This window comes from Mucilaginibacter pankratovii (genome assembly GCF_014773265.1).
Taxonomy (GTDB): domain Bacteria; phylum Bacteroidota; class Bacteroidia; order Sphingobacteriales; family Sphingobacteriaceae; genus Mucilaginibacter; species Mucilaginibacter pankratovii.
In genome coordinates, this window is record NZ_JACWMY010000002.1 from 183594 (window position 1) to 195557 (window position 11964).

Annotated in this window: 12 protein-coding genes; 1 reads left to right on the forward strand and 11 read right to left on the reverse strand. The window is 45.7% G+C overall.

Going from position 1 to position 11964, the window contains the following annotated elements; translation table 11 throughout:
• Nucleotides 1-300: 300 nt before the first annotated feature.
• From IDJ77_RS03760 to IDJ77_RS03780, 5 genes are all read right to left on the reverse strand, one after another.
• Complete coding sequence (locus IDJ77_RS03760; protein WP_191187593.1) at nt 301-1404, reverse strand: MBL fold metallo-hydrolase; 1104 nt, start codon at nt 1402-1404, stop codon at nt 301-303.
• A 24-nt stretch (nt 1405-1428) separates the two neighbouring features.
• Nucleotides 1429-2481, reverse strand: a complete 1053-nt coding sequence (locus tag IDJ77_RS03765; RefSeq protein WP_191187594.1) for a sensor histidine kinase — start codon at nt 2479-2481, stop codon at nt 1429-1431.
• Nucleotides 2482-2491: 10 nt separating this feature from the next.
• A complete protein-coding gene (locus IDJ77_RS03770) occupies nt 2492-3292 on the reverse strand; it encodes a DUF4249 domain-containing protein (protein ID WP_191187595.1) in 801 nt (266 codons plus the stop codon).
• Nucleotides 3293-3296: 4 nt separating this feature from the next.
• On the reverse strand, nt 3297-5612 hold the full coding sequence (locus IDJ77_RS03775; protein ID WP_191187596.1) for a TonB-dependent receptor: 2316 nt from the start codon (nt 5610-5612) through the stop codon (nt 3297-3299).
• Between the two features lie 147 nt (nt 5613-5759).
• Complete coding sequence (locus IDJ77_RS03780) at nt 5760-6422, reverse strand: LytTR family DNA-binding domain-containing protein (RefSeq protein ID WP_191187597.1); 663 nt, start codon at nt 6420-6422, stop codon at nt 5760-5762.
• Nucleotides 6423-6811: 389 nt separating this feature from the next.
• On the opposite strand from IDJ77_RS03780, the gene IDJ77_RS03785 reads away from it, so the two are divergent.
• On the forward strand, nt 6812-7201 hold the full coding sequence (locus IDJ77_RS03785) for a hypothetical protein (RefSeq protein WP_191187598.1): 390 nt from the start codon (nt 6812-6814) through the stop codon (nt 7199-7201).
• A gap of 452 nt (nt 7202-7653) precedes the next feature.
• Here the strand turns inward: IDJ77_RS03785 and IDJ77_RS03790 are convergent, their stop codons facing one another.
• The 6 genes from IDJ77_RS03790 to IDJ77_RS03815 form a co-directional block, all read right to left on the reverse strand.
• On the reverse strand, nt 7654-8595 hold the full coding sequence (locus IDJ77_RS03790) for an FAD:protein FMN transferase (RefSeq protein WP_191187599.1): 942 nt from the start codon (nt 8593-8595) through the stop codon (nt 7654-7656).
• 6 nt (nt 8596-8601) lie between these two features.
• Entirely contained in the window at nt 8602-9876 is a 1275-nt protein-coding gene (locus IDJ77_RS03795) for a DUF3570 domain-containing protein (RefSeq protein WP_191187600.1), read from the reverse strand.
• Nucleotides 9877-9899: 23 nt separating this feature from the next.
• The gene (locus tag IDJ77_RS03800) at nt 9900-10121 is read right to left on the reverse strand and encodes a DUF4266 domain-containing protein (protein WP_191187601.1); all 222 of its coding nucleotides are present in this window, start codon (nt 10119-10121) and stop codon (nt 9900-9902) included.
• Nucleotides 10122-10138: 17 nt separating this feature from the next.
• Nucleotides 10139-10576: a thioredoxin family protein gene (locus IDJ77_RS03805; protein ID WP_191187602.1), complete on the reverse strand. Its 438-nt coding sequence runs from the start codon at nt 10574-10576 to the stop codon at nt 10139-10141.
• Nucleotides 10577-10977: 401 nt separating this feature from the next.
• Nucleotides 10978-11628 (reverse strand): NAD(P)-dependent oxidoreductase, encoded by a 651-nt coding sequence (locus IDJ77_RS03810; RefSeq protein ID WP_191187603.1) that lies wholly within the window; start codon nt 11626-11628, stop codon nt 10978-10980.
• A 45-nt stretch (nt 11629-11673) separates the two neighbouring features.
• Nucleotides 11674-11943, reverse strand: a complete 270-nt coding sequence (locus IDJ77_RS03815) for a hypothetical protein (RefSeq protein WP_191187604.1) — start codon at nt 11941-11943, stop codon at nt 11674-11676.
• Nucleotides 11944-11964 lie beyond the last annotated feature (21 nt).

Consider the following 11964-nt stretch of genomic DNA (forward strand, 5'->3'; position numbering starts at 1 on the left):
TTATCATCCCATAAAAACAACAGTGTCTGTCAAGTTCTGACAGTGAACCTATTTGACTAAATAGAAAGGAACAAAGCCGCTGAAGTGATCCGATCTTACCCACGCTTAGGCAAAAGTTCACAATATGTGCACTAGTATAGTGCATATTGATAGGGCCTTAAAATGCTAATATGTCCATTTTTAGTAAAAATCTGGACATATATCGAAAATGTGTCCATTCTATAAATTACGTCGCCGTCTCCTGGCTTTGGTAAAATGAATGCGGGTTATTAAGCTTTGGACATGAAGAAATTGGTTGCTTCAATCAAAGGACCACCATACCGCTCGTTTAGCGGGATCACCTATAACGTATGGTTCTCCGATAAGCGGAGTATTTACTGCTATGGCCAGTCTTTTCGCGCTCGGTAGCAACAGATCCACAGGCTGATGCCAGGGGTGATCACTCTCCGCAAATTTGGCCCAATGTACCGGCTGGATCATTCGGGCCCGCAGATCGATTCCGGCCTGCGCAGTTTGCGCCGGCGACATATGGGTATAAGGCCAGTTTTTACTATACTGACCGCACTCCAAAAATGCCAGGTCAAAGGGGCCGTAACTTTGTCCGATCTCTTTAAAATGGGGACCATATCCTGTGTCGCCGCTGTAAAAAAGCTTATAATTTTCGGATTGGATAATGTAAGAAGCCCACAACGTTTTATTTTGGGTAAACGTACGGTTGCTCCTGTGACGGGCAGGCGATGCGGTAATATGTAAGCCTCCAGGTAAATCTATGGACTGACCCAAGTTAAGTTCAATAATCTTTTTAGGATCGAATCCCCAATAGACAAAATGAGAGCTTACCCCCATAGGGACGACAACCGCCTTAACGGCTTTTCTTAGTTTTCTGACCGTTTGATAATCCAGGTGATCATAATGGTCATGAGAAATCAGGAGCACATCAATCTGCGGCATATCTTTAGCTTTATAATGATCACTGCCTTCAAAGGCCCCTACGAGAAATGGTACGGGACCAGCATGACCACTAAAAATCGGATCGATCAATACGTTCCCCTGCCTTGTCTTGACAAGCAGGGACGAATGACCGAACCACACGACCGTAGGCCGCTCACCGGACAAGGTTTTCAGATCGGTTTTTACCCAGGGTAATGGAGATGACGGCTTGACTGTGGAAGGGCGATTGAATTTTGAAAAAAAATTATTGCTGCCCCTTGCTTTTACAGAATCGGTCCGCTCATCTTCACGATTTTGAAATTGTCCGTTCTTATAGTTTGGCTGCGACGCTACCCGGGTTAATTCTGCACCATCCGGATTTTTGCCGATCGACCTGACTAAGCTGCATCCTGCCGCAACCATGACCAATACGATCGAAACAAGACTGATATAATTAATGCGATTGGATTTCATATCCGGAATATAAGCAGGCTAATCTTAGCCTAATTTAATGGTCAGGTAAATCGTGAAGGAGTCAACGTCTTCGATGACATTCAATTGATGTTTATCAGGATATAATAACTCGAGTCTTCGTTCAATGTTGACCAAGCCCAGGCCACCCGGTTTCGGTTTTGAATGGTTATTAAGCGGCTTTGAATTCACACATTTGAAATGTAATTCCTGCTCATATACTGTAAAAAACAAATGCACATATGACCGGTTCTCGGCATCCATATTGTGTTTAACTGCGTTTTCAACAAAAATAATAAATAACAATGGTGCTATCTGAATACCGCTCAGGTCGCCGTTCTTGGATATAATACTTTGGAAATTATCCCGCCTGATCTTCTCCAGATTGAGAAAATCCTCTAAAAAGTGAATGTCTGCGGTCAGCAGCACCGAACCCCTGGTACTGTCATACAGTTGATAACGCAGGAGGTCGCCCAGTTTCATCAGCACCTGTGAGGCTTTTTCCGGGTCCCTTTTGGTCAGCACGTTGGCATTATTGAGCATATTGAACAAGAAATGCGGCGTGATCTGGTTCTTCAGTTGCTCCAGTTCAGCCTTTGCCGTGATCGATTCGAGTTCGCTGATCCGGCGGGAATCGACAATTAATCTTTGGAACAACTTGATGGTCGCGGAGGAAGCAATGAGCATGATCACGACAAAAGCCACGCTGAAAAGGTTCAGCTGCTGCATTTCGCTTCGTTGCGGCTCATTTAATTTTACTGCCCATATATATTTCAATAAACCCAACAATACCACGATAGTACCGATGATCATGGCGATATGAAAACAGTAATTGAGGAACCCGTCCTTAAATAGGTATTTCGGAACCAGGTAGTACATATTGAAATAGAATAAAGATAAGATCAGCAAGGCCAAAATAATATGGATAACCGCGTTGATCGGCCCGGGAATAGTGTTCTTCCAGGTACTCGCGATCAACAGGAGGATCAACAAGCCATGACGGGCGATCCGGTATCTTCCGTTAGTAAAAAAATGCAGAAAGAAATCGCTGAGCGAATCCGTTGACATAAGGGCATTCATCTTATAAATTTTATGGTACTGCTACCGTTTTAACCTGAACATTATGCGCGCTGAAATAACCGAGCGCCCCGCCCTGAATATTGGTAACCGGGTTTGCAGGTGCACCATCGTTGCTGCGACCAGAAGCGGATTGAAGACTGAACCAGTACAGGAACACGCCCGGGTTGATGCCCTGCATCTCCACCCTGATGGAATCCCCCGTCACGATTGGATTTTCTTCGCCTTCGTCGCCATAGACCCTTAGCTGGGTGGTGACATTTCGGCCGTTTGTCAGGTTATCGTTCTCTGCAAAAAGGGAGCGGGTACGCCTGCCATTAACAAACTGGATATAGTGAAAGGAATTACCTCTTTCAGGCGGGTCTTTATACATCACATTCGCCACTCTGCGGTCATCGCCCATCAGTACTTCATTGGAAACATATAAGCTATCGAACTTTACAATAGCCGGTATGGTTGAAACTGCTGTAAATGTTTCGCCGCCAACGACAACTTTTAAGGCATAAGAATGACCCGGTACTCCGGTAACGACCGTACTTTCATACCGGCCGGCTGTTGTTTCATTCAGGGTTGTTTCGGGCCCGTTATTGTCACTTATGGTAACCACCGCCCCGCTTATCCCGGGAAAGTTATTATCCGCATCAAAGTTTTTGGTTTGTGTGATCGTCACAATCGCCGGCCCCGGCTGGTCGGTCACCATGCCTTCGATAACATATTTGGTGTTCGCGGAGTTCAGATCAAGCTGGATCTCTTTCTCACAGGCGCTGAATAAGCCCCCAATCAGTACAACTGCTATATAAATGTATCTTTTCATAGTCTTAAAATTTGAAGTTATAGGCAACAGAAGGTACAAAACGGAACAGGGTCGTTTGGTTTACAACCGTCCTGTTCGGGTCATTGTCCGCAGTTTCGAACTCTATCGTGTATGGATTTTCCCGGCCGTAAGCGTTATAAAGACTCAGGGTCAGTTCCGAAGAGTACTTTTTCGTTTGCTTCAGCTTCTTGGTTGCACCGATATCCAGGCGATGATAGGCCGGCATGCGGTAGCCGTTTCGTTCTGTGTAATAAAAGTAGACCCGGTCGTTCACCGTGTATTTTCCGCTTGGGAAAGAAACGGCATTACCCGTATAGTAGGTCCAACTGGCAGACAGCTGCCACTTCGGCGAGATCTGGTACATGCCAACCACGGCGATCTCGTGTGTCCGGTCCTGCCGGGCATCATACCATTGGTTATTATTGATTCCGTTGATCTGCTTCTCCGTTTTGGAAAGCGTATAACTGATCCAGCCTGTTATTGGCCCGGTCTGCTTTTTGAGTTGCATCTCCAGGCCATAAGCGCGTCCCTTACCAAAAAGCAACTGCGATTCGATGTTATTCTGCCCGTTCAGCACATCGGCACCATCCCGGTAATCGATCTGGTTCTGCATGTTTTTATAATAGGTTTCCAGGGTCAGTTCATACTTTCCCGCGGAAAGGTCGCGGTAATATCCCAGCGAGAACTGATCAGCAATTTCCGGCTTTACAATATTGGTACTGGCTATCCACTTATCGGTTGGAGTCGCCGTAGTCGAATTGGAGATCAGGTGCAGGTTTTGCACGTTACGGGCATAAGACAGCTTTACCGAGGACTGGCTGTTCAGTTGGTAACTTGCGGCCAGCCGAGGCTCAAGGTTCAGGTAAGTTTTCACAACCTGCCCCCCGCTGTAACTGAGCGTATCAATTACCTGTCCGGCAGAATTGATGTTAAAGAAATCTCCCGCACCCAGGATACTAAAGGCGGTTAACCGCGCACCGTAATTCAGGTTCAGCTTATTCGATATCTTCCAGTTATCGGAGATATAAGCGGCATTTTCCCAGGAATATCTCCTTTGCAGGATGGTGTTGTTATAACTGGACCGATCCGAAGCTGTTACCTCACCCGGCCTAACCGTATGATGAATCGCGTTGACGCCGATACGCAGCTCATGGTCAGGATAAAGGTACCATTGCAATTCATGCTTGATATTGAAGTCGCGGATCTGTGAGAACAGGTTAACATCGTTCACGCCCTGCTGCACCTGAATATTGTAGTCATAATTGCTATAGATCAGCGAGGTATTCGCAAAAAGCCTGTTGCTGTAATTATGGCTCCAGCGCAGTGTGGATGCCGTATTGCCCCAGTTGACGATAAAGTTGTTGGTGATCCCCAGCCTGTCGGAACCGTTGTACAGGGAGAAATAAAGCTTGTCTTTTTTGCCCAGGTCATAGGTGATCTTGGCATTGATATCATAAAAATAGATGGTATTGCGGTTGATACTCGAATCTCCCGATAAACGCAGGAAAGCATCGACATAGGTACGCCTTCCGGAAACCAGGAAAGACGATCTGCCTTTCTGGAGCGGACCCTCCACATTCAGCCTGGATGAGATCAGCCCGATACCGCCCGCAACGTGAAAGTCCCGGTTATCGCCATCGTTCATCTTTACATCGATCACAGATGACAGCCTGCCTCCGTATTGTGCCGGCATTCCTCCTTTGTACACGGCAAGGTCCTTGATCGCATCGGAATTAAAGGTGGAGAAAAAACCGAACACATGGGAGGCATTATAGATCGGTGCATCGTCCAGCAGGATCAGGTTCTGATCTGCCGCACCGCCGCGAACATAAAGTCCGCTGTTGCCGTCGCCCGCAGATTTGATACCAGGAAGTAATTGGATCGTCTTTAGAACATCGCGTTCCCCCATAAAGACAGGTATCTTGTTCATTTGCTTGACCGATAGCTTTTCTACCCCCATCTGGGGGCTTTCCAGGCTGCGCCTGTTTGAATTGGCAAATATGGTGACCTCGTCCAACGACTTGTCGTCCGCCTGGAGGGCAATGTTGATGACCGTATCTGCTTTTAAGGAAACCTGTACGGATGTGGCCTGGAGGCCGACCGCACTGAAACGTATTTGATAGTTCCCTTTTGGCAAACTGATGGAATAATAACCATTCCGATTAGAAACGGCTCCTGTATTTCCCACTAAAATTGTGGCAGACTCTACGCCTTCGGCTTTGGCACCGGCAGTGATCGTGCCGCTGATCGTGACCCTTTTTTGGGCCTGCGCCCCAAGCACAGACAAAAGGAAAATGAATAATGGTATTAATTTGCGCATCGTGTGATAAATAATGTTTCCCAAAACTATTTGAAGCGATAAAATGCCGGGGGGATATTATACCAAAGCAGTTTAGAATTATAGCAAAGAAGGGTTTTGACCAGAAAAAGCATAGCGGATTTTTAAAATCAGTAAATGGGCTGGCCATCAGGCACTGATCCGATTGGCCGGGCATGACAGGTTTTGACATGCCCGGCCACTGCTCTTACAAACCGGAATCCCGGCCGTCGATGGTTCGCATACCGGGGATGCTGTGCCTTTTATCCTGATCTTTTCATTGCCGACGAATAGCGTTTGATGATCGAACAGGATCGTATGATCGATATTCACGATCAGAGATAAATTTATGCGCTGAAACTTGGAAGGAAGGAACGTTTGGATGCTGTTGATGCTAAGATTCGTGATCAGTCGCTGCTCTTCCAGGTGGAGGACGGCCAGATTTTCCGAAGCTTCGATATAGGTGATGTCTTTAAAAAAGATCTTTTCATGGGTATTATTCTTCCTGGCATAAAAAAAGTCTTCACCTGCCAGGTCGATCATTAATAAACCCTCACTTTCGTCAACACTCGCTACGGCTGAATCCTGGGTCGAACACTTTTGGTAAAACATCCGCTGAAATTTGGCCGGAAAGGACAGTAATTTTTTTAACCTGGCATGTTCGCAATAACTGTTCAGCGTACCGGTGCAAATAATGAGTGTACCGGGAGGAATGGATTTTTTCATTTCCAGGTCATCTGGTCCAAGGGTGTTCTTGTCCAGGATAAGCAGGTCCACGATAATATCCTGCATATAAACGATCGCCTCTTTCATACTGTTAAGGACCTGCAGCAGCGTAAAGCCCGGTCTGTCCACGATCAAATACTCAAGGGATCTTTTATCCCCGACGTTTTCCGCAACAATGATACAATTCATGGTCAATCGATTTATGTTTAAGGTGTTAACCCTAAATTAACCGGGAAAGCAACCCGTAGCCCGGGTATTATACCAAACCCATTAAGAACTATAGCAAAGCCCGTTTTTTCCATACAAAATCGTATCGAAATTACCCTACAGTTCTAGTATTCAAATAATTAATTAGGTGATATCAGCCCGTGACACGGAGCGGTGTGTTTTTATCAAGTTGGTATAAATTAAAAAGGGTTTCGTATAAAAAAACAGCCATCGATCCATTATCGAAATATCTTCGTGTCATAATCGATATGGATAAATTATTTACCTATAATTTGCACAAATACACCGCGTTAAGACTGGTGTCGGGAACCTTATTGATGGCCACCGCCATACTTGTTTTGCAAGTAGATTCAAAACGAAGCCTCGCAGAGAGTTTTACTGTTTTTTGCCGTCCGGGAATAACGACGAGCGGTTACGTCATGCATGTTGCCGGACTGGTGATGTTTTGTGCGGCGTTGCCGCTGCTTTCCAACAGTTATGTTCGTAAGGTCAATGCGCTGTTGGTCATTGTACTCAGTATTTTAATCCTGCTGAGTCTGCTGACCGGCAATTTTGTAAATCTTATCGCAGGGATTATGCTCCTGCAGTTAAACATCTGGCTTACGTTGTTATGTAAATGCAGAAATAAAGCGCTGTAAAATCGGGAAGTAAAATCAAAATCCTGATCCATAAAAAATAAAGTCCTGCTTCCGATCAGATCTTCCAGACCGGTCAGGGTAAAGCAGGCACAAATTACCTGTTCAAGATTGAAGAAAAAATGCAGCGCAGGCTGCTAAACAAATGAGAAACAATTATGGGATTGACTCACAAATGGTAGTCAACAGAATTAATCCTGTCCGGCAGAATGACCCGATCCCGCCATTGGGTAATTCCGGCGTGTTTATTTGGTAGGGCCGCGGCGGCTGTTCCTGCTGTCTTTACGGTGCTGTACATATAGTGCAATGCCCATAATTACCCAGGCCTCTAAAGTAAAATAAAAAGCGAGCTCCAGCATTCGTTCATATCATGAGATAGTGATTATTTGATCTGAAATCTTAGCCTGCGGGCTTTCCCGGTGATGGCGGAAATGCCCTCAGGTACTAAAAACCAGCTATAAGGGCTTACTGATACGAATATTATTGGAGGTATAAATAAAATCATCATCGTCGATAATGATCGCCGCAATATCTTTCATCTGGTTGACCATATCCAAACCCGCGTAGACGCCCATGATCGTGACCGGTGTTGCCATGGCATCCGCCAGTTCTGCATTTGCCGTAATGATCGTCACACTTTTAATCCCCGTCACCGGCAAGCCGGTGCGGGGGTTAATGGTGTGTGAGTATTTTTTGCCGCCAATGGTAATAAACTTCTCATAGTTGCCCGATGTGGCAACGGCCAGGCCCGAAATATCCAGGTAGGAAAAGACCTGGTCCGAAAAATCCGGGTTGACAACACCTATGGTCCATTTTCTGCCGTCAGGCTGCAGGCCCCAGGCTGTGAGGTCGCCCGATGCATTTACAACGCCACTGGTAACACCTTGTCCGATCATGACCTGCTTGGCGCGTTCTGCTGCGTATCCTTTTCCGATACCGCCAAACCCCATGCGCATACCCGGCTCTTTAAGAAAGATCGTACAGTTATCTTCGTCCAGCACAATATTCCTGTAATTGATGAGGCGCACCATCTTTTTGGCGGTAGCCTCATCAGGCAGGGAAGTCATGTTCTGATCGAAATTCCATAATCGCTTATCTATCGAGCCATAGGTGATATCAAAAGCGCCCTGGGTCAGATGGGATATCCTGATCGAGCGTTTGACGAGCTCGAAGGTTTCACGGCTTACCTCTACGGGCCGGACACCTGCCGCATTATTCACCCGGTTGGTCTCACTGTCATCGCTGAAAGTAGTCAGCAGTGTTTCGATCCGCCTGATCTCCTCTACGCCCGAATTTATTTTTTCGTGGGCCCATTTTTCGTCGTCGCCAACGACGCTGAGCTCAAATCGGTTACCCATCAGTTTCAGGGCTTGCTTAAAGGTTTGATAACAGGCCATGATATTTTATTTAAATCCAAGATTGATAGAGAACACATCTGATACCAGGTCCGTATTCTGGGAATAGTGGCCATATCTTATTTCCATGTCATGTAAGCCCTTCCAGCCAAGTACACCATTAGGCGGGGCTATCCGGAAACCGGCACCCAAAAAGTGGCTGTTCAGCTTGGCATAATCATAGTTACTGGTATAAAATTCCTGAGAAGGATTTGCCGCGGCATACGGAGCGAAATACTTTGAACCATTTTGTGTATAATACCGGTAAAACGGTGAAATGGAAAAAAATGGCGAGAATTTATAGACCACCTCCAGGTTAGCGGTGTTTGCCCTCGTTCCCCAGTTATCCGAAAAATAGCGATAATAGGAACGGATAATGATATTATCGCCTGCAAAATAGTTTGCCCGGAAACCTATCGGTATCTTAAACCTGGAGGAAGGCAATTTCTCCATGGCGACCTGTCCATTGGATAAATAAACGCGGTGGAAAGGCAGGCTCAACAGGCCATTCTGTCGCACAAGATCTGCAAGCAAAGCTATCTGCAGGCGGCTGTTAATCACCTGGCTATAGCCGAAGGAAGCGGTAAACGTTCGCCGCGGAGATGTCCCGAAGTTATCCGCATGGCCAAAAGCACCGGGCACACTGCCTTCCGATGGCACCGTTTCGGGCGGGACAAATTCCGACGGATAAATGAGGGTTACACGGTCAAAATAGCCCTGTAATTTTACAGTGAACTCGCCATTCCGGTTATCTGTTTTGAGCGCGTAATGCACATCGCCGCCGACAGACTTATAATTATATTCGTTGGACAGGTATGCACCAACGCCAAAAACATTACCGGTCTTTTTGCTTTCTACTGACCAGTCAATGGATGGGTAGATCCTTCTCCCGGTCCTTCGTGACGCGCCGGTTGTCGAAACAAAGGCCTGTGATGCGGAAGAATGGTAGTCAATGCCCAGGCCAAGCGTAAGTGTATTTTTATTATCATTTCGATTTGTGCGGACAAAATTTAAGGTAATGCCACCCAGGACGTCGGTCACTTCCTGGCTTCCGATACCTCCGGTGACCGGAGAGTGAATCCCGGTTTGACTGTAATAACTGGATACAAAATTGATCTCATCCAAATGAAACTTTCGGGGATTGAAATGCGAAGTGTCCGGTTTTGGTGAGCTGCCGATGGTGTACGGCGTTTTATAATTAAAGTTGTCCTTGCCGGTTTGGGCAAAGGCATCCGGCCGGCAAAGCATAGCAAAACCGAGAGCGGTTAAATAGATTTTTTTCATCTTTCTGCTTTTAATTAATTTTGTTAATTACAGCCGCAGCCTCCACCGGTCTTTCCGGCATTTGCTCCAGACCCGGCTTCGCGGTAGGATTGAAAATTCAGTTCATTTTTTTCTATTCTCCGGTTGCTTAATGCCATTTCCGAATCATTGATCCGGCTTTTCTGATACTCTTTGACATTGACGCAGGAAGCACAGGAAAATGCCAGCATACAGCCGGCCGTGACGTTGATGATAAGTTTTTTCATGATGTATCGATTAGTGTTTATTTATTTTGAGCCTCGCTGACCGCTACGATCTGAGCGACGAACTGTTCCGGTGTGATATCGGGAAAGCCTTCCCATCTTTTTAAAATCTTTCCGTCAGCGTCGATAAGCAACGTCAGCGGAAAAGTTCCGGCTGTGTTGTATTTATCTGCCAGTGCCTCGTTTAATGCGGCCTGTTCTTTTTTCAGTTGGTTCTTTTTTTGCCTTGGGAAATCGGCACGAAGCAGGATCAGGTGATCCTGCGCATAGGAAGTGAATTTTTCCGACTCCAGTATCTCCTTGCGAAGCCTGATACAGGGTATGCACCAGTCGGAACCGGCAAAATTAACCAGAATCAATTTATGGGACTTTTGCGCTTCGGCTTTGGCAAGGTCAATGTTACCCAGCCATTCAACAGCTGATAGTTGAAACACGAAGAATAGGATCAATAATTTCATGATATTAAATTTGGTATCTGCTTAATCTAAAGTAGGTTTGGCAAAGACACCGCCTTTAATATTTCGACGAAAGCCATTATAAATTATAGCAAATATGCTTTTTGACCTATTTAATAATGGATCAACAATTAGCTCGTTCGGAACCTGTACCGGTAAAACTGATGAGATAGGTGTGCGTAGGCCCGTTTTGCAGGCACCCAAATGGAACGGGAGCCTGTATTGTATAAGAAAAAATGCTGTTGTGGTTAAAGCTTCATGGTATCACTAAAGCTTCTTTCAATTAAAAGACGATAGAACGCAAGGGGTAATTTGAATCTTATTCTTGAAAAGCTTATTAAAGGATTGCGGACATTCATATCACAGGTAATAAACGATACCTATGTGTAAATGGACAAGAATAGTTACCTGTTTGTTACGTTTATGATTTCCCGGATATGTTCCTTACTTTCTATTAAGGTTAGACAACAGGCCGCAGCAAAACGTCTGCTCAAACGGCTGGTTAGGGGATTTATATCTCCAATGGTGATGCGATAACCCGTTCCTTTTTTTTCATCAGTTAGCTTCGGTGCCCGGCAGATCGTGTAATCGAGAGAGGACTTTTTGAGCAGTTCCTCCTGTCTTCCCAGATCCGTGAAAGCGTATCTCATATTACTGATAGAAACGAAAAATTTAAGAATCAGGGGTGCCTTTTTCCAGGAGCCACCCGCCCCGATAGTACTCAGCGCAATAAACCTGGTGATTCCCCGGGCTTCCATCGCCTTAATGGCATTACCTGCTGAACGGGAGATCATATCTTTAGGAGATATCAGCTTAGCAAATGGATTACTTGTCTTCCGGGACACATCCAGCAAATTGATGACAGCATCACAGCCTGTGATTGCCTTTTCAACAGTTTCGTAATCGTAAGGTGTTCCCTGGATGATCTTCACCTTGTAATCTATTAATTTTCCGGGTACACGGGCAATGGCGACAATGTCGTGCCCTTTGTTTAAGGCCTCCTGTATGACTAATTTTCCGGTTTTACCGGTGGCGCCAAGTAATAATATTTTCACGTCTTATTAATTAAAATAGTTTATAAAAATGGGAGGTATTGTCATTCACAGCGGTTGGTCGCCTTTCGGGTTTCCTAAAAGGCCCTCCGCATCACTGATCGCCCGATGCGCTTTATAAAGTACCCTTGCAATGATCCGCCCGCGGATCGTTTGTTTCCAAAGATCTTCATGGTTTTCGTACCATACTTGGATTTTTTCAAGTTCGCACGCTGATTGATAACAATCAGGCACTGCATACTGATCGCCTTGTACCATGATGCGCAACCGAGTGATCCTTCGGATAATTTTCTTAACCAGGCGATAAATTTTCCACATGATCTTTGTTTTTTTATTCCA

What these genes read in the sequence shown, in the direction of transcription:
- IDJ77_RS03760 (WP_191187593.1), bottom strand. Translation starts at nt 1,404, where the DNA reads ATGAAATCCAATCGCATTAATTATATCAGTCTTGTTTCGATCGTATTG.
- IDJ77_RS03765 (WP_191187594.1), bottom strand. Translation starts at nt 2,481, where the DNA reads ATGAATGCCCTTATGTCAACGGATTCGCTCAGCGATTTCTTTCTGCAT.
- IDJ77_RS03770 (WP_191187595.1), bottom strand. Translation starts at nt 3,292, where the DNA reads ATGAAAAGATACATTTATATAGCAGTTGTACTGATTGGGGGCTTATTC.
- IDJ77_RS03775 (WP_191187596.1), bottom strand. Translation starts at nt 5,612, where the DNA reads ATGCGCAAATTAATACCATTATTCATTTTCCTTTTGTCTGTGCTTGGG.
- IDJ77_RS03780 (WP_191187597.1), bottom strand. Translation starts at nt 6,422, where the DNA reads ATGAAAGAGGCGATCGTTTATATGCAGGATATTATCGTGGACCTGCTT.
- IDJ77_RS03785 (WP_191187598.1), top strand. Translation starts at nt 6,812, where the DNA reads ATGGATAAATTATTTACCTATAATTTGCACAAATACACCGCGTTAAGA.
- IDJ77_RS03790 (WP_191187599.1), bottom strand. Translation starts at nt 8,595, where the DNA reads ATGGCCTGTTATCAAACCTTTAAGCAAGCCCTGAAACTGATGGGTAAC.
- IDJ77_RS03795 (WP_191187600.1), bottom strand. Translation starts at nt 9,876, where the DNA reads ATGAAAAAAATCTATTTAACCGCTCTCGGTTTTGCTATGCTTTGCCGG.
- IDJ77_RS03800 (WP_191187601.1), bottom strand. Translation starts at nt 10,121, where the DNA reads ATGAAAAAACTTATCATCAACGTCACGGCCGGCTGTATGCTGGCATTT.
- IDJ77_RS03805 (WP_191187602.1), bottom strand. Translation starts at nt 10,576, where the DNA reads ATGAAATTATTGATCCTATTCTTCGTGTTTCAACTATCAGCTGTTGAA.
- IDJ77_RS03815 (WP_191187604.1), bottom strand. Translation starts at nt 11,943, where the DNA reads ATGTGGAAAATTTATCGCCTGGTTAAGAAAATTATCCGAAGGATCACT.